23 protein-coding genes are annotated in these 21732 nt (G+C 56.4%); 8 read left to right on the forward strand and 15 right to left on the reverse strand.

Features of this window, described 5'->3' with window-relative positions:
- Positions 1-85 precede the first annotated feature (85 nt).
- Complete coding sequence (locus tag NYE85_RS22110) at positions 86-2236, reverse strand: TonB-dependent siderophore receptor (protein ID WP_259006843.1); 2151 nt, start codon at positions 2234-2236, stop codon at positions 86-88.
- A complete protein-coding gene (locus tag NYE85_RS22115) occupies positions 2229-3344 on the reverse strand; it encodes an ABC transporter substrate-binding protein (protein WP_259007015.1) in 1116 nt (371 codons plus the stop codon). The genes NYE85_RS22110 and NYE85_RS22115 overlap by 8 nt, the downstream gene beginning before the upstream one ends.
- A 216-nt stretch (positions 3345-3560) precedes the next feature.
- Between NYE85_RS22115 and NYE85_RS22120 the strand changes: the two genes are divergently transcribed.
- On the forward strand, positions 3561-4022 hold the full coding sequence (locus NYE85_RS22120; protein WP_259006844.1) for a GNAT family N-acetyltransferase: 462 nt from the start codon (positions 3561-3563) through the stop codon (positions 4020-4022).
- Here the strand turns inward: NYE85_RS22120 and NYE85_RS22125 are convergent.
- From NYE85_RS22125 to NYE85_RS22135, 3 genes are all read right to left on the reverse strand, one after another.
- Positions 4019-4576 carry a class I SAM-dependent methyltransferase gene (locus NYE85_RS22125; RefSeq protein ID WP_259006845.1) on the reverse strand — a complete coding sequence of 186 codons (558 nt, stop codon included), beginning with the start codon at positions 4574-4576 and terminating at the stop codon, positions 4019-4021. The two genes, NYE85_RS22120 and NYE85_RS22125, sit on opposite strands and share 4 nt — an antisense overlap.
- Before the next feature lie 153 nt (positions 4577-4729).
- Positions 4730-4999 (reverse strand): DUF1471 domain-containing protein, encoded by a 270-nt coding sequence (locus tag NYE85_RS22130; RefSeq protein ID WP_259006846.1) that lies wholly within the window; start codon positions 4997-4999, stop codon positions 4730-4732.
- A 546-nt stretch (positions 5000-5545) separates the two neighbouring features.
- Complete coding sequence (locus NYE85_RS22135; RefSeq protein WP_259006847.1) at positions 5546-6907, reverse strand: esterase-like activity of phytase family protein; 1362 nt, start codon at positions 6905-6907, stop codon at positions 5546-5548.
- A gap of 443 nt (positions 6908-7350) precedes the next feature.
- Here NYE85_RS22135 and aqpZ point away from each other — a divergent pair, with 443 nt between their 5' ends.
- Positions 7351-8046, forward strand: coding sequence for an aquaporin Z (gene aqpZ / locus NYE85_RS22140; protein WP_259006848.1), 696 nt, complete (start codon positions 7351-7353; stop codon positions 8044-8046).
- 58 nt (positions 8047-8104) lie between these two features.
- On the opposite strand, the gene NYE85_RS22145 is transcribed toward aqpZ, so the two are convergent.
- The gene (locus tag NYE85_RS22145) at positions 8105-8875 is read right to left on the reverse strand and encodes a class I SAM-dependent methyltransferase (protein WP_259006849.1); all 771 of its coding nucleotides are present in this window, start codon (positions 8873-8875) and stop codon (positions 8105-8107) included.
- A 119-nt stretch (positions 8876-8994) separates the two neighbouring features.
- Between NYE85_RS22145 and NYE85_RS22150 the strand changes: the two genes are divergently transcribed.
- Together NYE85_RS22150 and NYE85_RS22155 are read left to right on the forward strand one after the other, a co-directional pair.
- Positions 8995-9780: a helix-turn-helix transcriptional regulator gene (locus tag NYE85_RS22150; RefSeq protein WP_259006850.1), complete on the forward strand. Its 786-nt coding sequence runs from the start codon at positions 8995-8997 to the stop codon at positions 9778-9780.
- Between the two features lie 97 nt (positions 9781-9877).
- Entirely contained in the window at positions 9878-10609 is a 732-nt protein-coding gene (locus NYE85_RS22155; protein WP_259006851.1) for a DUF2076 domain-containing protein, read from the forward strand.
- Positions 10610-10888: 279 nt separating this feature from the next.
- Here NYE85_RS22155 and NYE85_RS22160 read toward each other — a convergent pair whose 3' ends face one another.
- The 3 genes from NYE85_RS22160 to NYE85_RS22170 all read right to left on the reverse strand — a co-directional run bounded on the left by NYE85_RS22160 (position 10889) and on the right by NYE85_RS22170 (position 12693).
- On the reverse strand, positions 10889-11146 hold the full coding sequence (locus NYE85_RS22160; protein ID WP_259006852.1) for an ABC transporter ATP-binding protein: 258 nt from the start codon (positions 11144-11146) through the stop codon (positions 10889-10891).
- A gap of 83 nt (positions 11147-11229) precedes the next feature.
- A complete protein-coding gene (locus tag NYE85_RS22165; RefSeq protein WP_259006853.1) occupies positions 11230-11682 on the reverse strand; it encodes a thiol-disulfide oxidoreductase DCC family protein in 453 nt (150 codons plus the stop codon).
- Between the two features lie 120 nt (positions 11683-11802).
- Positions 11803-12693: a pirin family protein gene (locus tag NYE85_RS22170; RefSeq protein ID WP_259006854.1), complete on the reverse strand. Its 891-nt coding sequence runs from the start codon at positions 12691-12693 to the stop codon at positions 11803-11805.
- 127 nt (positions 12694-12820) lie between these two features.
- Here NYE85_RS22170 and NYE85_RS22175 point away from each other — a divergent pair, with 127 nt between their 5' ends.
- On the forward strand, positions 12821-13726 hold the full coding sequence (locus NYE85_RS22175; protein WP_309600890.1) for a LysR family transcriptional regulator: 906 nt from the start codon (positions 12821-12823) through the stop codon (positions 13724-13726).
- Here NYE85_RS22175 and NYE85_RS22180 read toward each other — a convergent pair whose 3' ends face one another.
- Both NYE85_RS22180 and NYE85_RS22185 read right to left on the reverse strand, forming a co-directional pair.
- Positions 13727-14110 (reverse strand): VOC family protein, encoded by a 384-nt coding sequence (locus tag NYE85_RS22180; protein WP_259006856.1) that lies wholly within the window; start codon positions 14108-14110, stop codon positions 13727-13729.
- Positions 14107-14895, reverse strand: coding sequence for a DeoR/GlpR family DNA-binding transcription regulator (locus NYE85_RS22185; RefSeq protein WP_259006857.1), 789 nt, complete (start codon positions 14893-14895; stop codon positions 14107-14109). The genes NYE85_RS22180 and NYE85_RS22185 overlap by 4 nt, the downstream gene beginning before the upstream one ends.
- A gap of 170 nt (positions 14896-15065) precedes the next feature.
- Here NYE85_RS22185 and NYE85_RS22190 point away from each other — a divergent pair, with 170 nt between their 5' ends.
- The gene (locus NYE85_RS22190) at positions 15066-15677 is read left to right on the forward strand and encodes a hypothetical protein (RefSeq protein WP_259006858.1); all 612 of its coding nucleotides are present in this window, start codon (positions 15066-15068) and stop codon (positions 15675-15677) included.
- 9 nt (positions 15678-15686) lie between these two features.
- On the opposite strand, the gene NYE85_RS22195 is transcribed toward NYE85_RS22190, so the two are convergent.
- The 3 genes from NYE85_RS22195 to pagP form a co-directional block, all read right to left on the reverse strand.
- A complete protein-coding gene (locus NYE85_RS22195) occupies positions 15687-15953 on the reverse strand; it encodes a DUF333 domain-containing protein (RefSeq protein WP_309600888.1) in 267 nt (88 codons plus the stop codon).
- Between the two features lie 22 nt (positions 15954-15975).
- On the reverse strand, positions 15976-16458 hold the full coding sequence (locus tag NYE85_RS22200) for a DUF2501 domain-containing protein (protein ID WP_259006859.1): 483 nt from the start codon (positions 16456-16458) through the stop codon (positions 15976-15978).
- A gap of 132 nt (positions 16459-16590) precedes the next feature.
- Entirely contained in the window at positions 16591-17184 is a 594-nt protein-coding gene (pagP, locus tag NYE85_RS22205; protein WP_259006860.1) for a lipid IV(A) palmitoyltransferase PagP, read from the reverse strand.
- Between the two features lie 881 nt (positions 17185-18065).
- On the opposite strand from pagP, the gene NYE85_RS22210 reads away from it, so the two are divergent.
- Positions 18066-19742 (forward strand): alpha-keto acid decarboxylase family protein, encoded by a 1677-nt coding sequence (locus tag NYE85_RS22210; protein WP_259006861.1) that lies wholly within the window; start codon positions 18066-18068, stop codon positions 19740-19742.
- 53 nt (positions 19743-19795) lie between these two features.
- On the opposite strand, the gene NYE85_RS22215 is transcribed toward NYE85_RS22210, so the two are convergent.
- On the reverse strand, positions 19796-20911 hold the full coding sequence (locus NYE85_RS22215; protein WP_259006862.1) for a DUF1615 domain-containing protein: 1116 nt from the start codon (positions 20909-20911) through the stop codon (positions 19796-19798).
- 168 nt (positions 20912-21079) lie between these two features.
- Here NYE85_RS22215 and tehB point away from each other — a divergent pair, with 168 nt between their 5' ends.
- Positions 21080-21676 carry a tellurite resistance methyltransferase TehB gene (tehB, locus tag NYE85_RS22220; RefSeq protein ID WP_259006863.1) on the forward strand — a complete coding sequence of 199 codons (597 nt, stop codon included), beginning with the start codon at positions 21080-21082 and terminating at the stop codon, positions 21674-21676.
- The last annotated feature ends 56 nt before the right edge of the window (positions 21677-21732 follow it).

Below are 21732 nucleotides of genomic sequence, written 5' to 3' on the forward strand. Positions count from 1 at the left end.
GAAGCTCCTTTAACGCTGCGGCCGGCTATTTAACCAGATTTATCCCGTGGCAGAAACCGGTCGCGGCAATGGCCGGGGACCGGGTTTAAAAATCGACGCTGGCACGCAGTACTACTTCGCGTGGCTCCCCCACGGCGATGCGCAGGTCGCCACCGCTGGAAGGATAATAGGTTTTATCAAACAGGTTCTTGACGTTGAGTTGCCATTTCACCCGATAGCCGTTCACCGGCATGGTATAGGCCGCAAACGCGTCAGCCACGGTGTAATGATCAAGATAGAAGCTGTTGGCTGCATTGCCTGGCCGACGGCCAACGTAGCGCGCGCCAGCGCCGATACGCACCGCATCGCCGCTGTACAACCCCGGAGAGCCCAGGTTCTGCGTCATGAACAGCGAGGCGGTATGGCGTGCCACGTTGGTCATTTCCTTGCCTTTGTTGTCCGGATCGTCCACCACCCGCGCATCGGTATAGGCATACGAACCGATCACGCTGAGGTTTTCGCTGATATTGCCGGCCACGTCCAGCTCCACGCCCTGTGAGCGCACGCGCCCGGCGGTGCGGGTCACGGTTTCACCGTCCACCAGTTCGCTGACCATCACGTTGCGTTTGGTGATGTCGAACAGCGCCAGCGTTCCGGTAATGCCATTGGGCAACTCGACCTTGCTGCCCACTTCCCAGGCTTTGCCCTGCTCCGGCGGCAGAGAGCCAATCTGCGTGGCAATAGAGGAGTTGGGTTTGAACGACTCGGTATAGCTGCCATATAACGACAGGTACGGCGTCACCTTGTAGACCACACCGCCACGCGGCACCAGCTTGCTGTCCGAACTGTCGGTATTGGTGACAAACGGCCGCCCTTTGCCGGCGAAGACGTCGAAGCTGTCGTAACGCAGCCCGCCCATCACCAGCCATTTGTCGGTCAGTTGGATGGAATCCTGCATGAACCAGCCATAACTGGTGAGATTTTCGCGTTGATCGCTGTCCTTGGCGCTGACGGCGGTGGACGCCGGCATTTGGCCATAAACCGGATTATAAATATTGAAATCGCTGCTCTTGCTGCCGCGGATCATATCGCCACGATAGGTGCGACTGTCTTCAAAATCAAAGCCGAACAGCAATTGGTGATTGACACGGCCCCAGTCTACGTCACCGTTCAGGGTCAATTGCAACGCATTGGCATGGCTGACCGCATCGGCGGTGGCGTCGGCCTGGCGCGTCAACGCACCGGTGTCCGGGTTCAGCGCGGTGGCTCGCGCCTGATTATCGCTGTAGCTGTTGCGGTTATAGGCATACGTGAAAGCGCTTTTCCAGCGCTCGTTCAGCACCTGCTCGATTTGCAGGGTGACGCTGTCCTGATCGCCGCGCGTGGCGTTATAGCTTTCATCAAAGCGACGGTCACGCGGGGTGTTCACCGGCTTGCCGGTGCGCGAATCGATAATGGTGCCCCGATCGAACGGCGTCAGATATTCCATATGCTCATATGCCAACCGCACGGTGGTATTTTCGCCGTACCACATCAACGACGGTGCAATCACCGTCTGGCGATTACGGCCAAAGTTGCGCCAGTAGTCCGTTTCGTCGTGATCGACAATCATGCGGTAGGCAAAACCGGAAGTACCGAGCGGCCCGGTCAGGTCCAATTGCCCGCCGCCGCCGTGAAAACTGCTGCCCCAGCCCTCAACGTGAGTGTGTTGCTGCAACTGCGGTTTTTTGCCGATCATATTGATCATCCCGCCAGGCTCGCCCATGCCGTACAGCATGGAAGCCGGCCCCTTGAGCACTTCGACCCGTTCGGTGGTTGGCGTGAAATTGCGCGCCTGAATCGATCGCACTCCGTCGCGCAAGACTGAGCCGTCGCGGTTATCACCAAAGCCGCGCTTCATCACCGCGTCCTGGGTACCGCCCAGCGTGTTGCTCTGGGTAATGCCGCTGACGTTGTACAATGCCTCATCCAGACTGCCGACCGCCTGATCGACCAGCACCTGCTTTGGCACCACGTCCACCGCCTGCGGCACGTTGAGCAGGCTGGTTTCGCTGCGGGTGCCGGTCACGCTGCTCAGCGGCTGATAGCTTTCAACGCCGTTAACCGGGCGGGTGCCGACCACCACGATATTTTCCTGCTTGTCGGCGGCGGTTTCAGCCGCACCGGCGACGCTGACGCCGGCCGCCAGCGGTAGAACGCAGGCGCTCCACATCATTCGCTTCGTATTAATACGGCGAATGTGCTTGTTATTATTCATTAGCTAACTGACTCCAATAGGTCCCTGAAAATGGTATTGGCAAGAATTGCTGATACAGCTGCTGGAAGGTCTGCTGCGGGTTGATGTCGGCAAACAGATCCGGATAAAACGCCTTGGCGAACATTTCAACCGCCACCACATGGTAGGGGCTGAGATAGAAATTGTGCCAGATGCTCCAGGCTCGCAGGTTTTTTACCGCGCCGAGCTGGGCCAGCAGCGGCTGTTGAGCGATCAGCCGGCGGAAACTGTCATCGGCCTGCCGCTGGGCAATCTGCGGCCCAAGCAGCAGGTCGGAATAGCGTTTGCCCTGCGCCCCGGCCATGCCGGTGGCGATATAGACGTCAGGGTTGGCGGTCAACGCGGTTTCCGGGTTCAGTTCGCCATAAACCCCCTTGATGCTGGCGTTGGCAATATTGTCGCCGCCGGCAAAGGTCACCAAATCCCCCAGATTGCCATGAGCGGCCGTCGTGCAGCAGGTTTCACGCCGGCCAAGGTGCAGGTGCAGCATCACTTTGGGTTTCCTACCGTGATAGGCCGCCAGCCGGTCGTGCACCAGCGCCATATGCTGTTGATAAAAGGCGATGAAGTCCGCGGCGCGCCGTTGCCGATTCAGCACTTCACCCAGCAGGCGCACGCTCGGCACCGTGTTGTGCAACAGGTCGATACGCAGATCGACATAGATGACCGGGATCCCCGCCTTGCTTAACGCATTGACCAGCGACTGCCGATCGCCGTCTTCACGCGCATAGCGCGCCAGAATCACCAGATCCGGCCGTAGCGGGATCAGGTTTTCGGCGTTTATCTGGCGGAAATTGCCCGCGCCGATGACCGGTATGCTCTTGATTTGCGGGAATGCCTGGCTGTAAATCTGCCAGCTTTGCGCATCATAGCGCGCCAGATCCTGCGGCCAGCCGACGATGCGCTGCGCCGGATTGCCAGGCTCCAGCAGCGCCAGCGTATACAGCATGCGGCTTTCCCCCAGTACAATGCGCTGCGGGTTGTCCGGCACCGCCACCGTGCGGCCAAGCATGTCGGTGACCATCTTTGCCTGGAGCGAAAACACGGCAAAAAACAGAGAAAATAGCAGTAGAGCGGGGAATTTACGCATGGAGGCAACAAAACGGCAAAAGGTTTGCGCATGATAATCACTCTCATTATCGTATTCAATCACAATAGGGTTCTGAGCAGTGAAACAGCGTAATTTCCCCGTTTTAGCCGCAATACGGCGATAACGCGGGGAAAATGCGCTTTATAAAGTAAAAAAATCGGTCGCGCGGCGCGCTAAAAAACGGCTAAATGGCGATGAATGACTCGCGGAGGAAAGATGAGCCAACGAATCGTATTACTCAGTGACTACCCGCAGTATGCCGATGTTTGCGCCGCCTGGGCTTTTGGTCAATGGGGCTGTCAACGCGGCGGCTCGTTGGAAGGCGCGCGCCAGCGCTTCGCTTTGTGCAGCCAGCCCAGCGCAGATCATTTTACGCTAATGGCGATCGACGAGCAGCGCCCGCTGGCCATGGCCAGTCTGTGGCCGAGCGACGACCACCACCGCCGCGATCTCACGCCGTGGCTGGCCGGGGTGTTCGTGCATCCCGATCACCGCCGACAGGGCATCGCCCGGCGGCTTGAGCAGGCGGTGATTGATTTGGCGCAACGGGATGGCCATCCGCTATTGCACCTGATCACCGATACATCCGAAGCGCTGTACGCCGCCTGGGGCTGGCGCACCATTGAACGCCGTCAACGGTACGGCGACCAGGTGGTGGTAATGGAAAAGCGCCTCTAGCGAGGGGTGCAGACATAGACCAGCGCAGGTGGGAAGTTACGCACCACCCGCAGCTTCTTCCAGCGAAAATAACGCGACAGCAATTTTTCCGACAAATGGCTGTACTGGAACAACACCAGCGTACCATCGCGGGTTCGCAGCCGTTCCTGCGACTGCTGCAAGATGCGCATGCTGACTTTAAGCGGCATCGACAATAGCGGCAGGCAGGAAAAAATAACGTCATAATCGCGCTCCAACCGCTCCGCCGATTGCGCCATCACCCGCAGACGCGGCGCGTCGATCTGTCGCAGTTGGTGCACAAAGTTGGGCTGAATTTCATAGGCATCCACGTCGGCATCGGCGCGTATGCGCCCGAGAATACGTTTGGTCAATACGCCATCAGCCGCGCCCAATTCTGCAATGGTCAACGCCCGGGTCCATTCAATCTGGTTCAGCATCGCCTGGCAAAGCCAGGGAGAAGACGGCGCCAACGTGCCAACGGTGCGTGGTGCTGCCACAAACTGCTGTAGATAGGCAAAGTGGTTTTTCAGTTGTAACCGTGTCGCGTTTATCATTGGGGACTCCTGCGTTAGGGTCTCCCAATGTGCGCATAAATACCAACCAGATCGTTAACATAATTCCGAAAGCGGCAGACACAGTTGTAAAAAAATGCAACGGCAATAAAAATGGCCGCCTTATTGGCGACCATGCTTTTATTCTCGATACGGTTAACGGTAAATAACGGCATTACCGCGCCAGCTGCTGGAATCTCCAGGGTTATCCAAACCGATAATACGGTAATACGAGGCGCCCTGTTCCGTAGCTTTTGATTTCAGCGCACTGACGGCATCGTCCGGGGAACCGGCAACGCCGGAAACCGAAACCACGCCGATGCTTTGCAGTTTGGCAGCCCGATCGTTACCCACCTGCGTGGCGGCCAGGGAAGAAAATGAAGCGATTGCCATAACGGCGGCTGCGATGTAAGGATAAAGTTTCATGACGGACTCCGAGTATTGTTGGTTATTGTTAACATCACGTTGTTAATTATTGGCCAAGCAGTGAAAACGGGCGTCATGCAACGTAAAGAACATCAATCATTGTGAGTAAAATAAGGAGAAAGTACGTGTGATTATGATCTGGTAATTACCGCCGAAGATTAACGCGAGTCGATAGAAATATTTTATTTAAATAACAGCAGCATGTCTGTCGATACCGTTTATTGTGCCGCACCAGGATTGTTCTCCGGGCAGCAGAATCTGAGCCGTCCTGTTTTGGCGGTTATCATTCAACAGGGATAGTTATGCCCCCAACCTGCTGCGCGAACGAAATGGTCAAGGTGCTAGGGTTTCATTTTCCGACATGCTATCCGATCCGTACTTGACCATCATGCAACTCGCCCACACCTGACGTCGTCAGGTGCGCTGTAAGTCCCGTTACTGTAGTTCGCCATCTGGGAAAACGTTTCTCGCCGACGCACGCCTGGCGCTCTGGTCCGCTGGTGATGAAAACAGGCCCCAACCCCGAGGCCTGTTACTGCCGAGCGGCTAGATCAACGGCTGTGGCAGCGTCAGTATCCACAGTTCGCTCAACGACTGCGGTTTTTCCAGCGGCAACAGTTCGATACGCGTCAGTACCGTCTTGCCGTCCAGCGTCAGCCCGCCCTGCGCATTCAGTTGGTAATCGCCTACCTTGTCGGCCTTCGGTTGTGCATCCACCAGCCTGGCCTGCAAGCCGAAGTCATTGTCATTGATCACCGCCAGCGTCCGATGGTCGATCAGCGCCAGACCTTCCACTTTTTCCTGCTGCCAGCCCAGCTTGCGCAGATCGGCCACTTCGCGTTTCTGGGCTAACTGCACGCCGCGCCTGGCCAGCGCTTTGGCATCATCATATTCCAGCGCCTTGCCCTGGCCGTCGAACGGCGTCAAATCGCTGGCCTGACGTAAATCCACCAGATATATCTTGTTGATCATCTGCTTGTTTTTGTCGCTACCCTGCTCGATGAGCAAAATATGCTGGTTATCTAGCGCCACGATATCGCCAATCTTGGCGTCTTTGGCTTTTTTATAGCTATCGATATCAATCGGGTAGCCATATTGCGCGGTCTTGCCGCTAGCCGGATCAAAGCTCACCAGACGGGTGAACTGCGCCTTGTTTTTGGTTTTGCCGTCGACGTCGAGGGTGCTTTGTACCGCCGCCAGAATTCGGCCGTCCGGCAGACGCGTTATGCCTTCGAAACCGCGGTTCGGCTGACGCCATTTAATGATATTCGGCAGTCCCGCGGCTATCGCCCGCTCGCCCCGTTGCGGCTGCGGGCCGTACTTGGCCAAAATCTTGCCTTTACTGTCGACGTGGATTAGGAACGGGCCGTATTCGTCACATAGCCAATAGCCGCCGTTACCATCCGGCGTGATGCCTTCGGTATCCAGCCCGCGCTTGTCGCTCGGCAGCGTCTGCAACCGGTCGTTCAGCGCTATCTCGTTGGTTGAGCCGATCAGTCCCGCCGGCAACGGCAATCCGACGATTGGCCCCTGGCCGTCATGCAACGGGCGTGCATTGCCGGCAACCGCCTGACCGTCGCTGATGCGGATATCCATCAATAACGGCGTAAACTGCGGCGTGGCAAAGATTTTTGCTTCCTGCTCGCCAACCGTCGGCGCATCGGCGTTCGGGCCACGATCGGTGACGGTGGTCAATTGCAGCACATTACCCTGCTTGCCGTTGAATACCAGCCCGGAACCCACGCCAACCGGCAGCCCCTGCGGAAAGTTGCTGGCAAATGCTCCTGAGTAACTGACGCGCTCGCCAGCGGGAAAACTGACGACGTAACGCGCAACCTCAACCTCTGCCGCTCCGGCAGCCAGCGGGAACAGCGCAGACAACAACAGGGAAAGCGTTTTTCTTCTCATGATAGTTAAGCTCGGTAATGGGAAAGATCGGCCGGCTGTCAGGGTAATTATCAGTAATGACATTTTGATGACAGCGTTGCTTAATCTACTGAAATAACTGAAAACAAATCAATGGCAAATAGAATTGATCAATTAAGTGTTAAATATCGAACGGTAAAATCATCTGGCATTTTTAATTTTCCGCCCTTCTCATTTTTCAAACGCTCATTTTAAATCCGACAGGTACGCAATATTCCGATCCGATTGCTAAAAAATAGCGCAATTAGCCGCCAGGTTGTAAAAATAACGCATTTCACATGGACAAAATAAGGCGATAGGGATTTAATAACCGCCCTAATCACAGGTGCACTAAGAAAGTTATCAAGATACCTGCAATAAATAAAAAAGGTGTTCTATAGTTTTTAGTGCTAACGCCCGTTAGTTTATCCAGTAGGATGGAGTCTATGTCAAAGCGACTTTTTGCCGAATTTTTTGGCACATTTTGGTTGGTGTTTGGTGGTTGTGGTAGTGCAGTATTAGCCGCAGCTTTTCCTGAGTTGGGCATTGGTTTTGCCGGTGTCGCTCTCGCTTTCGGTCTTACCGTGGTAACCATGGCGTATGCCGTAGGGCATATTTCCGGCGGGCATTTTAACCCGGCCGTTACCGTCGGTTTATTTGCCGGCGGCCGCTTCCCGGCAAAAGACGTTATTCCGTATGTTATTGCCCAGGTCATTGGCGGTATTGCCGCAGCCGCGGTACTTTATCTGGTTGCCAGCGGCAAGGCCGGCTTTGATGTTACCGGCGGCGGTTTTGCCTCCAACGGTTACGGTGAGCATTCACCGGGCGGCTACTCTCTGCAGGCCGCCATCGTGATTGAATTGGTGCTGACCGCCTTCTTCCTGATTGTCATTCATGGCGCCACGGATAATCGCGCTCCCGCCGGCTTTGCGCCTCTGGCGATTGGTCTGGCTCTGACGCTGATCCACCTGATCAGTATTCCGGTGACCAATACCTCGGTTAACCCGGCACGCAGCACCGGCGTCGCCATCTTCCAGGGCACCTGGGCATTGCAACAGCTGTGGGTGTTCTGGCTGGTGCCGTTGATCGGCGGCGTGATTGGCGGCCTGATTTACCGTTGCCTGCTGGAAGAGAAAAAGTAACCGGCACGCGGTTGTTATTGCAGGGCAACCCTGACGGTTGCCCTGAGTTTGGCAGCGATTACGCTTTCCTGGCGACCAGCATCATGATGTCACAGGTAAAGGTGCCATCCTGCTGAATGGCAAAATGCCGTTTAACCTCCTCGGAAACGCTTTGCTGGTAGGCGCGAATGGCGGTGACAAAGTGCTGTGGCGTACGCATGCGCGCCACCCAGCTGTCAAATGCCAACTCCAGCCGATCGGCGGTTGCGGCCTCAATCACCAGTCCGGCCTCGGTCAACAGACTCAGCCACTCCCCCGGTGCGTAATTATGTACGTGCGACGTATCGCGCAGCGCTTCCACCGTTTGCAGATAAATATCCAGCAGTGGATGACCCGGTGAAACCACATCCATGAAAATCGCCGTACCGCCCGGTTTCAGCACTCGTTTTACTTCACGCAGCGCCTGTCCTACATCATGCCAGTGGTGAGCTGAATAACGGCTGATCGCCAGTTCAAAACTGGCATCGGCAAACGGCAGCGTCTCCGCCACGCCCTGCTGCACCTGTACGTTTTGCAATCCCTTTTCGTCGGCGACGCGTGTGACCACCTCCAGCATTTGTGCCGACAAATCATAGGCCACCACCTGCGCCACCTGCGCGGCGGCGGTAAAGCTGGCGTGGCCAGCGCCGCACCCCAGATCCAGCAGCCGGGCCTGCGGATGCTCGGCCAGTAATGCGCTCAGACGCTGCAAGTCCTTGCCCTGCGCGTGTACCGTGCTGGTCAGATAGGCATTGGCCTGTTCACCAAACTGGCGATCGACCGCATTTTGGTGACTGTTGTGATTGCTCATAGTGACTCCTTGGTTATTGTGCGGCTCACGCCTATGCCGGATGGCTTTCGGCTACTATAATCAGCACCATATACGGGTACAATATGTGCAATTATCCTAGTATCAGCAGGTACCAGCCTATGCAATCTGATGATTTGTCCGGACCAAAGGCCCTTGGCGCGTTCTTGCGCAACCACCGTGAGCGCGTCACGCCAGAGATGATTGGTTTACCCAGCGGTCCGCGTCGCCGTACCAGCGGCCTGCGGCGGGAAGAGCTGGCGCAGGTCAGTGGTATCAGCGCCACCTGGTATACCTGGATTGAGCAGGGGCGAGACGTCTCGATATCACCGTATACGCTGGCGCGTATCGCCAAGGCGCTGAAGCTCGGCCATGCCGAACGCCATTATCTGTTTACGCTGGCACGGGTGGCCGACCCGGAACAGGAACGCCAGCAAGACCGTATCAACGACGCCGTATTGCACAGCGTGCATCAGGTCAGCGTGCCCTGTTATCTGCTGGATATCACCTGGAACGTGCTGGCATGGAACCAACCCGCACAAGTGCTGTTCTCCGGCTGGCTAGGCCAGGCCAAAACCCCTAATCTGCTGCACTTTATGTTTTTCCACCCGTTGGCGAAAACGCTGGTCAGTGATTGGCACCATCGTGCGCGCCGGGTGGTAGCGGAATTTCGTGCCGAAACCAGCCACCATCAGGCTACCGATCCGATGCGCGCCTTCGTGCGCAACATGACGCGCAACAGCGACGACTTCAACCATTGGTGGCAGCAGCATGACGTAATGGCGCGTGAGGGCGGGGAGCGGCTATTTGAACACCCTCAGCAAGGCCGCTTGCATTATCAGCAGGTTACCTTTAACCCGGCTGAGAACAACGTGCTGAAACTGGTCATGTTGCTGCCGTTGCCGTAATTGGTAACAAATTCGCAGACAGGTTTACCTATGGCGTATTTATTGGCTTGAGCAATCGCGCTAGGGTGGTAAGGCAAAACCCTATTGAGAGGATCCTATGCAATCTGAAGAACAACGCCTTATTGATGGTCTGTTCAGCCGCTTAAAGCAAGCCGAGACTCAGACGAGCCAACGGGATATTCAGGCTGAGCAGCAAATTAACCAGCACATCCGTCAACAGCCTTCCGCACCTTACTATATGGCGCAGGCGATGATCATTCAGGAAGCAGCGCTAAAACAGCTGGATCAGCGGGTCAAGGATTTGGAAAGCCAGCTCGCGCAACGCCAGCAAAACGCCCCGAGCCAACAGAGCAGCGGCGGTTTTCTTGCCGGCCTGTTTGGCGGCGGTAACCGGCAGGCTGCTACCGCGCGCGAACCGTACCAGACTCAACAGCCCGCCAATAACGGCTGGAACAGCCCGGCTCAGGGCAGCTATGCACCGCAGCAGCCATATGCCCAACCGCAGGCGCCGTCACGCGCCGGCAGTTTCCTCGGCGGGGCGCTGCAAACCGCGGCCGGCGTGGCCGGTGGCGTGGTGCTGGCCGATATGCTGACCGGCATGTTCCGCCACTCTCAGCCGGAAGAGATAGTGAACATAATCAATGAACCCCCGCAGGATAATGCGATGGATAATATTGATACTGCAAACAATCTTGATACCTTCAATAACAGCGACGGCAGTTTTCTTAATCAGGGCAACACCGGCCTGCAGGATGCCGATTACCAAAGCGACGATTTCTCTGATTTCGCCGACGATGACGGCTTCAACGACGACGACTCCTTCATTTAGCCCTTCTGTCAGCCCGATTTCGCCGGCGTTCACCCGAGATACCATACCGCCGCAGCGCATCAACTGCGGCGGCATTGCATGGCCTTCGTTCGATACCACGGCCGCACAACGGCAGTAGGCGTTGCTGTGCAACGGCGGGGTTTGCGCACGCAGGGGTAACTCGACCTGGCGTCATCGGACGCGTTGGCTACATCGATGATGGAAAAGATGAAAAAATTTGGCGGTGCACCCCAGACCGCATGCTGACCAGGAGCAAAGGTTGGCCGGGATGACTGTAGGTTATTGCGGCGTATCCTCAGACGCGATCTCAGCCAGCGTTCGGCGGTAGGTTTTTACCTTGCGACGTTTTTTCAGCCAGGTGGTAGTCGCCACCAGACAGATCGCGCCGGACATGGTCAATACGCCGACGGGATGGCCATAAAACACCATCAAGACAAAATAGCAGGCAGAAACAATCGCTATCCATTTCGCCATATTGCCAATGGCGTTCTTCTCTTGGCTGAGTCGGCGGATATTTTCTTCTTCGCTGATTCCCATGGGCTCTCCTTATTATCGAACACACCATTATATGGGGGTGTGCCGCTGCTATTTCAAGCAGTTAGCCGGTAAAAAAGTAAAGTTCAACGCGGCCTGTCTCGTCCACCGGGCAGATAACGCCAAGGCTGTTCACTGCCCGGCAGGCGGTGGCCATCATTGCGGCCAAACCACCGATAACGGTTACGCGCGACGCCGTCATAGAGGGCATCACCTAGCCGACGCGGCAGGAAGCGGGCGATCGATAACCAGCAAAAAGGCCAATCGAGCCAGCGCAATGCCTGAAAAAACGCCGCCGAACGCAGCCAGTACCGGCCCGACGCCAGCAACACCACGCTGTCAAAACGATCGGTTGGCATCGCCAGGCTACGCAACATCGCCTGACCGGTGCTCGACTGTACGGTGGCAAAGCGGATGCGCCCATGGCGGTCTGCCCACATCAAAAAACGCACCAGGCGGTGGCATAAATTGCATTCGCCGTCGAATAACAGCACCGGTTCGACAGGCAACGGCGGGGAAGAAATTACGCTAGGGTTCATCGCGCCTCCTGAGTTTTCACCAGACTAGCGCGCTCCCCGGCGAAAGGCCAGCTGGCGCAAACGCCAATGCAAACCTTGGGCCGGCCCGCGGTAATGGGCCAGCCGAAGGGGGGTGATAGCTCAGTCTCTGCCGCTGACGGTTTCAACCGCCGGCATGGTGCCAAAATTGCCGCTGTTGAAATCCTCAAACGCCTGCTGTATCTCGGCGTCGCTGTTCATCACAAACGGGCCGTAGCCGACGATAGGTTCATCGATCGGTTCACCGCTCAGCACCAGAAGGCTGACGTCGTTGTTGGCTTCAATGGTGAGGGTATCGCCCACGCGATCCAGCATCACCATCTGGGTTTCACGAACAATCTGCTCGCCGTTGACCAGTATCGCGCCATGCAGCATCACCAGCGCCAGCGTATGGCCTTCCTGCACCGTTAGCGTGGTGGTGTGGCCGGCATTGAGCTTCATATCCCACAGATTCAGCGGGCTGAAAGTGCGAGCCGGGCCAACATGGCCGCCGAAGTCACCGGCAATCACCCGAAGCTGCCCTGCGCCATCCGCCAGCGCTACCTGCGGGATAGCCTGATTGCGCAGCGTCTGATAACCCGGTGCAGCCATTTTATCCTTGGCCGGCAGGTTAACCCACAGCTGTACCATTTCGATGGTGCCGCCTTTGCGTGAGAAGTCCGTTGAATGGAACTCTTCATGCAGAATACCGGAGGCGGCCGTCATCCATTGCACATCACCGGGGCCAATCACCCCGCCGTTGCCGGTGGAATCACGGTGCTCCACTTCGCCCTGATAAACGATGGTTACGGTTTCGAAGCCCCGATGCGGGTGCTGGCCAACGCCGCGTCGCCCGGTGGTTTCACGAAATTTGGTGGGTGCTGCATGATCCAGCAACAGGAACGGGCTCATTTCCGCCCCCAGATCGTTATAGGAAAACAGCGAATTGACCAAAAAACCGTTGCCGACCCAATGTGCTTCAGGGCTGTTATAGACGCCAAGGATCTTTTTCATAAGGATCTCCCGTTATCGGCCTCACGGCCTTTATTTGATGCCAGCAGTGTAAACCCGCCGCGATTGCCGCAGTAGTCGGCGAGATATACACTCAGTGTTCTACTGACAGGACAATGGGACGGCAATGTTGATCGATTTGAATGACCTGTTTTTCTTCGCCAGCGTAGTGGAACATCAGGGATTTGCCGCCGCAGGCCGAGCGCTCGGCATACCAAAATCCAAGCTCAGCCGCCGGGTGGCGCTGCTGGAGGAACGGCTTGGTGTGCGCTTGATCCAGCGCTCAACGCGTCGGTTTTCCGTTACCGACGTCGGCCAGAATTATTATCAGCACTGCAAGGCGATGTTGGTGGAAGCCGAGGCAGCGCAGCAGGCGATCGAACAAACCCGCGCGGAGCCTTGCGGCACCGTGCGCCTGTCTTGCCCGATCGCCCTGTTGCATACCCAGGTCGGGAATATGCTGGCACGCTTTATGGCCGATTACCCCCAAGTATCGCTGCATCTGGAGGCGACCAATCGCCGGGTCGACGTGGTGGGGGAAGGACTGGATCTGGCGTTACGCGTGCGGCCACCGCCGCTGGAAGACAGCGATCTGGTGTTGAAAGTGCTGGCGCAGCGCAGTTGGTGCGTGGCGGCCAGCCCTGCGCTGGTGCGAGCACTCGGCGACGTCAGACAGCCGGAAGATCTGCAACGCTACCCGACGCTCGATCTTGGCCCGCCGCGCCCCCAGCACCAGTGGACGCTGACCGGCCCGGATACGCGCCGCTTTGACTGGGAACACCTGCCGCGGCTGGTCACCGACGATATGCTGATGCTGCGTACCGCGGCGATCGCCGGTGCCGGGTTGGTACAACTGCCGAGCATGATGATGCGCGATCAAATCCTGCGGGGCGATCTGATGGCCTTGCTGCCTGACTGGCGACCACAGGGTAGCGTGGTACATGCGGTGTACCCGTCTCGCCGTGGTTTATTGCCGGCGGTGCGCCTGCTGCTGGACTTCCTCGGCCAGCAGTTCGCCGCGCTGGAAGAGAGCTAATCAGGCGGTGATTTCGATGGCGTTACCGTCGGGATCGCCGATAATCGCTTCATAAAAGCCGTCCCCCGTCCAGCGGGGCGGCGCCAATAGAATGCCGTCGCATTGCGCCTGCTGTGCCAGCCTGTCAACCCGCAGCCGATCCCCCAGCGACAGCGCGATATGCGCCCAGCCGATGCGCTCCCCGGATCGCTCATCGGGCAGCAGATGCGGCAACCACATCACCTCCAGCGTTGGGCCTTCGTCCAGTTGAATAAAACGTGACACAAACCCCGGACGATGCTGACTGACATATTGCTCTCCCGCCACGCCGTTAAAATAGCGCTGCCAAAAGGCGACCTGAGCATCAATATCCTGCGTCCATAAAGCGACATGGGCAATTTTCATGGTTGGTCTCCGTGGTGTGGGTCGACGTACAGCAGATTACCGCCATGGCGTGTTACCTGCTGCGCCAGCGCCGAGCGTCCTTGATGTGTCATCAGCAGATGATCGACGCGCGCCACCGGCAAAAATGCATAAGGGGCGTAGGTCTCGAGTTTGTCTTGCGTACACATCACCACCACGCTGCCGGTCCGCCGCAGCAGATGCTGCTTGAACTGCGCCTCCTGATAACGCAAGGCGGTAAAACCGGCCTCGGCATCCCAGGCACAAACGCCGACAAACGCCCGATCGAAATGGAAACCGTCAATGTCCGCCAGCGCTTTGGCATCCACGCAGCCGCCCACCTCGGCATCAATCTCGCCCCCCAGCAGAATGGTGCGGATGCCTGGCCGTTCCAGCAATCGCGCGGCAATGCTGATAGCATTGGTCACTACGGTGAGCCGCCGATCGCGCGGCAGCAAATCGGCCAGATACAGATGGGTACTGCCGGCATCAAGAAACATCACCTCGTCCTCGCCGATCAAGGTTAACGCCGCGCGCGCCAGCGCCATTTTTTCATCACCGCTCAAGGCAATGCGCTGGGCGATCGACCCGCTGGCCGGCGTAACTGCCAGCGCCCCACCGTAAACACGTTTGCACTCGCCCATTGCCGCCAATTGACGTAAATCGCGCCGGATGGTCGCTTCGGTGGTGTTCAAACGGCTGGCCATGTCCGCTGCCAGTACCTTCCCCTGTTGTTGCAACGTAGCAACGATCGCCTGATGGCGTTCGTTAGGCAGTAATTTCGCCATATCAGGTACCCATTGAACAATGATTGATCATAAATGTACACAATCAACCATAAACGTACAATTATGGATAAGAAAATCAGGGTTAAAAGATTTTGGCCGACGGTTGTTGGCTATACTGTGGGAGGCAACGTTACCGCAGACGTAACGGCTTGGGCGCTAAGGGAAAACATATGCTATTGAGAATCGCAAGGTGGCTGTTTCAATTACCAGGCAGGCTGTTTGGTCGCATTTTTAACAGCCGTCTGACGCTATTTATTTTCTTTATGCTGATCGCCGTCGGGATATTTGGCACCAAACGCTATCTGCGCGCTCAGCAACAGCAAGACGAGCTGACCAGCGCAGCGCCGGCACATTACGACATCAAGCGCGGATTGCCGCTGCGTGAAGCGCGCGAACAGTGCGGAGGTCCGTTGCATGACAACGACGGCCAGCCGTGGCCCGCCGTTGCGGGCTATATCCACCAGCCCGAACGGCCGGCCGGCAGCCGTTCGCAACGCATCACGCTGGAAAACCAACGCAATGACTTTGCCGTGCTGGTGAAACTGGAAACCCCGGAACATCCACACCAGTTGGCGGAAGTGTTCATTCCCGCTGCGGCCAGTTTTGCCGTCAACGTCTCGGCGGCGGGCAAGTACGTTTTGAAGATCCGCGACATAAAAAGCGGCTGCAGCTTTCGCTCGCAGCCGTTTCCGTTGGCGGTAGAACATAACTGGCGTCTGCCGCTGAGCCTGCATGGCCACGGCGAGGTGGAGTATCAGGCCATCAGCGCCAGTGAGTTTTAAGGCGTGCGGTTATTTCTTCACCGGATGATCGCGGCGGAACAGCGTCCAACTCTCCAGTTCCTCACCGCTTGGCAAGGTACAGGTCGAATACTGCCCCTGCGCATTCTGTTTGGCGTTTAGGGTACCGCCAATTTTGCTGCAGTAGACGTCCGCCGGATTCGCCATACCGATCGGGCTAGTCTGCGGTGGAGGCGGTGCGTCGTTGCTCTTAACCTGTTGACATCCTTGCAGCATCGCCACACCGGCAAGCAGAGAAAACAGTAGGTGCTTTTTCATATTCAATTTTTACTCACGCCGTTCAGGAAAGGAAGGATTTACCCTGCTCCAGTACCAGATCGCAGGCCTTTTGCTTCACTTTTTCGGTGATCTGCGAGGTACCCAGGCTGTTGAGATCCAGGCTTTTGCCTTCGCCAGTCTGCAACAGGCCACCCAATCCTTGTTGATAATCCTGGCTGTTGGCGTTGGCACTGCTGCTGATGCCCAGTTTATCCATCAGTTTGGTCTGCACGTCTGCAACGCCGTTTTGCGACAGCACGTTGTTCTTCACGCAATATTGCAGAATGCCGGCCGCGTTGGTCATGCTGCTGGAGCTCAACGCCTTGTCACCACCGTTCAGCAGACCGGTCAGGCTGGACAATGACATCCCGCCGCTTTCACCGCCTGATTGGCTTAGGCCGCCGGCTGCATCACTAATAGAATCCATCAGACCAGCCGCGTTAGCCGTACCGGCCATAGATGTGGTCAATGCCAATGCCAGCAGTAAGCGATGCTTGCTGTTCATATGATTAAGCTCCTGTTTTATCTTCGGTAGGCGGCAAACCGCCGGACACAAGTTCGAACGTCATGCTCGCCAACAAGTTCCATCCAGCGGGCAGATAATGCAATTTTCGGAATAGTCAGGACGAGGCAAAGCTTAGAACTGCCAGCGCAGCCAGGCAAAGAATACGTTGCCATTGTTGTAGGTGCCGGGAATATAGGTAGCCTGGAACGTCAGGCTTTTATAACCAATGGAGGCCAACGGCAATGGCGCCGGGATCGGGATATAGTTCCAGTTGTCACGTGCGGTTACGCTGGCAGTAAAGCCCAGACCAAGGCGGAAGTCCTTATCGTCCAGCGGGCGCCAGATCTTTTCATAGGCGTAGCCGCCAATAGGTTCCCATTTGTTAAAGGAATCCTTGAACGCCATCAGGTAAATACCGTGCCAATCGCCGTCCTGATCGAAGCGCGAAATACCATAACCAGCGCCCCATGGACGTTCGTTGTACTTGTCGATGTGCTCGTCGTCGTACGTCCAGCGGTTGTGCCAGGTGATCGCCGGCAGATAGATATCCTTGTTCGGCGAGTTGTTCCAGGTTTCAGCCACGTTATGGGTAAAGCGCTGCCATAAACCGGGCTGTTCAGCCTGCACGGCAGTGGCATTTTCTGCACCAACCTCGGCGTGCGAAGGTAGTGTAGAAAACATCAACGCCATACCGCATGCCAACGGTGTCCATTTAGAAAACATCATAAAACTCCTGTATAAATTACGGCCGGGGATTCTTACCGATCGAACTTGCAAGATCAACCCAGACTTTTGCCAATCCCATCGCTAACCGATATTTGTTGTCGATTCATTAAGTTTAGCCGTTGGGCATTGTTGTGTCCGATGGGCTTGCAAGAGCGCTCCACGCACCGTGGCATTCTTAAACGCCATGCTAACGCCTTCCCCTGCTGACGATCTGTCGGAAAACTCCGTTTTGACGTCAAACAATTAATCGCCACCCAGGCCGTTAACAAAGCTTTACCCTCGTCGCCAACGCGCGTGTGATCGCCAGCGCATTATCTGGCCGGACCTGCGGGCATCGGCGTTATCCCCGTCACAGCGCGCACCGGTTACCAGTTTGTTATTTGGGTGTAAATTAAAAGTAACACACCCTGGTATTATAACTATTCCATAAGCTACTTATTGATTTCAGCAGAGGTTTCGCCAGCGCGTAATCCCGTTTGCAGCTGACCTGGGTGTGACTCAGACTCATTATTGCATGTCATACAGGTAGGATTATTAGTAATAGTAAAAGTACCGAAGCTATCCAGTTAGGGTTATTCCCCCACCGTCCATCGCCCAATGCGGTATTAAGTTCGTTTTTTTTCTGGCGAGAAAAATACCCGCTCATGCTGTTGAAGCCGACCATGACCCTGCGTTCTAGTATTTTTTAACGTAAAGCCCGGCATACATAACTACCGTTCGCCTACTGACCTACCGATCTTGAAGCAATCAGCGCTTTCCATAACTGTTAATACCAGCTGGCGCAATATGCTTTTCGCGCCATTCGCTAACGCAATAACACCGGCAAAGCTGATTGCTGATTTCTGCCTGATAAAACCAACACAATAAATTCGGAGCAAGAGATGAAAGTCACCATCGGACAATTTATTCTGCAACAACTGCACGCACTGAATATCGAGCATATTTACGGCGTGCCCGGCGATTATAATCTGTCGTTGCTGGAGTTGATTGAGCATGACAACCGGCTGCAGTTTATTGGCAACTGCAATGAATTGAATGCCTCTTATGCCGCTGACGGCTATGCGCGCATGAAAGGTGCCGGCGCGTTAATCACCACTTACGGCGTTGGCGATCTGGCGGCGTTGTCCGGCATTGCCGGCGCTTACGCTGAATCCTCACCGGTAATATGCCTGGCCGGCACCCCGCCGCTGCACGCCATGAAAAGCCATGCGTTAATGCATCATTCTCTGGCCGACGGCAATTTTGACAATGTGATGAATTGCTTTAAACAGTTCACCGTCGCGCAGGCGTTGATTACGCCGGAAAATGCCGCTATGGAAATTCCACGGGTTCTGACGGCCGCCTGGACCGAAAAGAAACCGGTCTATTTACAGCTGCCGTCAGACATTTGCGAGGTAGAGATCGAGGTAACCGCCGTGCTGGCGCCGCGTCTGCCAGCCAGCGATCGCTACAACCTGCAACTGGCTGCCAGCGCCTTGCTACGGCGCTTGCAACAGGCACAGCGACCGGTGATGCTGATCGATCAGATGGTCGATCGCTATCAGTTACAGCAACTGGTGGTGGAGGTTGCCCATAAATTCGCCATTCCGCTGACCAATATGCCAACCGCAAAATGCATTATTGCCGAAACCACCGCCGGCTGGATGGGCGGCTACAGCGGTAATCTGTCAAGACCGGAGCTGTTTGCCCTGATGGCAAACTCTGACTGCGTGCTGAACTTTGGCGCACGGCTGGTGGATTCGACCACCGGTTACTTTTCGCATCAGATCCCAACCGAAGGGCAGATAGAAATTCAACCGTATACGGTGAAACTGGACAACGTCACCTATCCGGCGGTGGCTGCCGCCGATCTGTTGCAGGCACTGCTGGACGGTGCCGCCGATGATGCAGCGACGCCGATGACCGTCCTGCCCAACCCGCGCCACAAACTGCCCGCCCCCAGCGACGCCCCACTCGATCAGGCCTATTTTTGGCAGCGTATGAGCCGATTTATTGCCGAAGACGACGTGCTGGTGGTCGAAAACGGGACTTCGGGAGCGGCCATCGGCGGTATGCGCATGCCGAACGGGGTCAAGGTGGTGAACCAACCGATCTGGGGCTCTATCGGTTATACCTTGCCGGCGCTGCTCGGCACGCTGATGGCCGCGCCGGAACGTCGGCAAATACTGTTCATTGGTGATGGTTCGTTCCAGTTGACTGCCCAGGAAGTGTCAACGCTGCTGCGTTACGAGCAAAAACCCATTATCTTCCTGATAAACAATGACGGTTACACCATCGAACGTTATATCCTCGGTGAAGCATCATCGTACAACGATATTGGCCGCTGGGATTATGCCGCGCTCCCAGCGGTGCTCAACACCGAGGCGCGCCCGTTCTGCGCCGCCGTGGAAACCGGCCAACAGCTGGAACTGGCACTGGAACACGCATCGCGCCAGGACCGACTGGCGTTTATTGAGGTGAAATTACCGATGATGGATACGCCACCGGTGATGAAGGAGTTCTGCAACCGCTGTAACAACTTCAACTTCGGCCTGCGCAACCCACGCCGCTGCGCCTAATCAGTCGGGTGAGGGACAAACGGCATCACCGGCTCCCTCACCCATGATGATTGTTATTTGGCGCGGGCCAGGCAACGCTGGCGACGCTCGTCAACCCGTTTGGCAAACCAGGCCGTAGTCAACTTGCGGGTAATTTTCGGGCTTTCGAGCGTAATGCCCGGCAGCACTTCACGCGGCAACTTTTTACCTTCGGTTTTTTCTGCCAGCGCAAACACCTGTTGGTAAACATCGGTATGCTCGAAATCGAGGCTATCGCCCTTCTCCAGCGCCCGCCGGATGGCTGAATTGCTGATATCCAGTCGTTTGCCCAACGCGCGCACCGCCAGTTCGGTGGAGCCCGGTTTGTCGGTACCGTAGTTAATCAAGTCACCGTCCAGCGCCAGCGGAATGCCGCTCGCGCGACTGAGCGCGCTCTGGAATGCCGCATTGCGGCTGGCGTACCAACCGGCGTTGAAATCGGCGAAACGGTACAGCGAACGGCTGTAATTGGCCGGATAGCCGAGCAGGTGCATGATACCGAAATACATGCCGCCACGCCGGCTGAAGACCTCGCGACGGATCGTACCGTCAATCGGATATGGATACCCTTTGGCATTGGCCTCGGCAAAGGCAATGCTCACCTGCATGGGTCCGCCGGTATGCACCGGATTCAGATTGCCGAACAGTCGTTGGCCCATCGGCACCATATCGATAAAATCATCAAAGATGGCGCTCAGCTCCTTTTCACTGCGCACCTTGTCCAGTCGGGCGCTGTAACTCTTGCCGTTCGGCGAGGTAATCATCAGCGCGGCGCGCACCAGGAAATGCGGGATATGCAGTTGATCGGCACGGCGGTCGATCTCTTTCCAGGCGATCTTCGGCAGGCCGGGCACCTGCGGATCGGCCTGGAAGGTCGACTCCTGCTCGGTGACCGCCAGTACGGAACAGATGTTCTCGTCGCTCGCGTCGAGGCCCTGCGCGGCAAATGCTGCGGTAATATCCGTCGCCCACCCCTGGCGATCGTTGGCGCTGTTCGGCATCAATTTGATGACCTGCGCCCTGACGTCTGCCGGTCGGCGCTCGGGCGCTTCGGTGGGGGTTTTGCTGGCACACCCGGCCAACACCAGCAACGCGGTCAGCATTAGCGGTCGAAAGGCGGGGAGGGGTTCGAAATGGCGGTTATAAAACATCTTTTCCCTGATTATTATGGCATCGGCGTAAACGACGTTATCTCAGCTGCCGTTTATGATCCAGTACCCGCCGCTGAAAACTGCCCTGCGTTATGCTGTGGATGGTAAAACACGCCAATAACATGCATTATATATACAACTTAATCAGACCTGAGGCTGGAGAATGACATGTCGATAACGACGCAACCGGAAGACTACTTTCATCAAAAATACGGCCTGAGCCGTACCCATTCGGAAGTGATCGCCGCAGCCCGCCAGATCGCGGCAGGCAAGGCGCTGGATCTGGGCTGTGGTGGCGGGCGAAACTCGCTATATCTCAACCTGAAGGGGTTCGAGGTAACCGCCTGGGACAAGAATGCACTCAGCATCGCCGAACTGAACCGGATCATTGATGCCGAACGCCTGAGCCACATCAGCGCCAGCGAACAGGACTTGAATAGCCATCGCTTTAGCGGCGCCTATGATTTTATTCTTTCCACCGTGGTGATGATGTTTCTGCAACCCGCAACCATCCCCACCATGATTCAGGACATGCAGTCCAGCACCGTCAGCGGCGGTTACAATCTGATTGTCGCCGCCATGGACACGCCGGATTTCCCTTGCCCGCTGCCGTTTCCGTTCACCTTCAAACCCGATGAACTGAAAAATTATTATCGCGACTGGGAAATTGTGAAATATAACGAGGACGTCGGTGAGCTGCATAAAACCGATGCCAATGGCAAGCGCATCCAACTGCGTTTTGCCACCTTGCTGGCGCGAAAATGATTGTTCAGGCAATGCAGATTGCCAAGCCCAACGCGCAGCGTTAGGATCAGGCCCGG

The sequence above is a fragment of the Serratia sp. AKBS12 genome, assembly GCF_024793895.1.
Taxonomy (GTDB): Bacteria; Pseudomonadota; Gammaproteobacteria; order Enterobacterales; family Enterobacteriaceae; genus Serratia_F.

Bases quoted from the DNA above. Each gene is read 5' to 3' on its own strand.
- NYE85_RS22110 (WP_259006843.1), bottom strand. From the start codon at position 2,236: ATGAATAATAACAAGCACATTCGCCGTATTAATACGAAGCGAATGATG.
- NYE85_RS22115 (WP_259007015.1), bottom strand. From the start codon at position 3,344: ATGCGTAAATTCCCCGCTCTACTGCTATTTTCTCTGTTTTTTGCCGTG.
- NYE85_RS22120 (WP_259006844.1), top strand. From the start codon at position 3,561: ATGAGCCAACGAATCGTATTACTCAGTGACTACCCGCAGTATGCCGAT.
- NYE85_RS22125 (WP_259006845.1), bottom strand. From the start codon at position 4,576: ATGATAAACGCGACACGGTTACAACTGAAAAACCACTTTGCCTATCTA.
- NYE85_RS22130 (WP_259006846.1), bottom strand. From the start codon at position 4,999: ATGAAACTTTATCCTTACATCGCAGCCGCCGTTATGGCAATCGCTTCA.
- NYE85_RS22135 (WP_259006847.1), bottom strand. From the start codon at position 6,907: ATGAGAAGAAAAACGCTTTCCCTGTTGTTGTCTGCGCTGTTCCCGCTG.
- aqpZ (WP_259006848.1), top strand. From the start codon at position 7,351: ATGTCAAAGCGACTTTTTGCCGAATTTTTTGGCACATTTTGGTTGGTG.
- NYE85_RS22145 (WP_259006849.1), bottom strand. From the start codon at position 8,875: ATGAGCAATCACAACAGTCACCAAAATGCGGTCGATCGCCAGTTTGGT.
- NYE85_RS22150 (WP_259006850.1), top strand. From the start codon at position 8,995: ATGCAATCTGATGATTTGTCCGGACCAAAGGCCCTTGGCGCGTTCTTG.
- NYE85_RS22155 (WP_259006851.1), top strand. From the start codon at position 9,878: ATGCAATCTGAAGAACAACGCCTTATTGATGGTCTGTTCAGCCGCTTA.
- NYE85_RS22160 (WP_259006852.1), bottom strand. From the start codon at position 11,146: ATGGGAATCAGCGAAGAAGAAAATATCCGCCGACTCAGCCAAGAGAAG.
- NYE85_RS22165 (WP_259006853.1), bottom strand. From the start codon at position 11,682: ATGAACCCTAGCGTAATTTCTTCCCCGCCGTTGCCTGTCGAACCGGTG.
- NYE85_RS22170 (WP_259006854.1), bottom strand. From the start codon at position 12,693: ATGAAAAAGATCCTTGGCGTCTATAACAGCCCTGAAGCACATTGGGTC.
- NYE85_RS22180 (WP_259006856.1), bottom strand. From the start codon at position 14,110: ATGAAAATTGCCCATGTCGCTTTATGGACGCAGGATATTGATGCTCAG.
- NYE85_RS22185 (WP_259006857.1), bottom strand. From the start codon at position 14,895: ATGGCGAAATTACTGCCTAACGAACGCCATCAGGCGATCGTTGCTACG.
- NYE85_RS22190 (WP_259006858.1), top strand. From the start codon at position 15,066: ATGCTATTGAGAATCGCAAGGTGGCTGTTTCAATTACCAGGCAGGCTG.
- NYE85_RS22195 (WP_309600888.1), bottom strand. From the start codon at position 15,953: ATGAAAAAGCACCTACTGTTTTCTCTGCTTGCCGGTGTGGCGATGCTG.
- NYE85_RS22200 (WP_259006859.1), bottom strand. From the start codon at position 16,458: ATGAACAGCAAGCATCGCTTACTGCTGGCATTGGCATTGACCACATCT.
- pagP (WP_259006860.1), bottom strand. From the start codon at position 17,184: ATGATGTTTTCTAAATGGACACCGTTGGCATGCGGTATGGCGTTGATG.
- NYE85_RS22210 (WP_259006861.1), top strand. From the start codon at position 18,066: ATGAAAGTCACCATCGGACAATTTATTCTGCAACAACTGCACGCACTG.
- NYE85_RS22215 (WP_259006862.1), bottom strand. From the start codon at position 20,911: ATGTTTTATAACCGCCATTTCGAACCCCTCCCCGCCTTTCGACCGCTA.
- tehB (WP_259006863.1), top strand. From the start codon at position 21,080: ATGTCGATAACGACGCAACCGGAAGACTACTTTCATCAAAAATACGGC.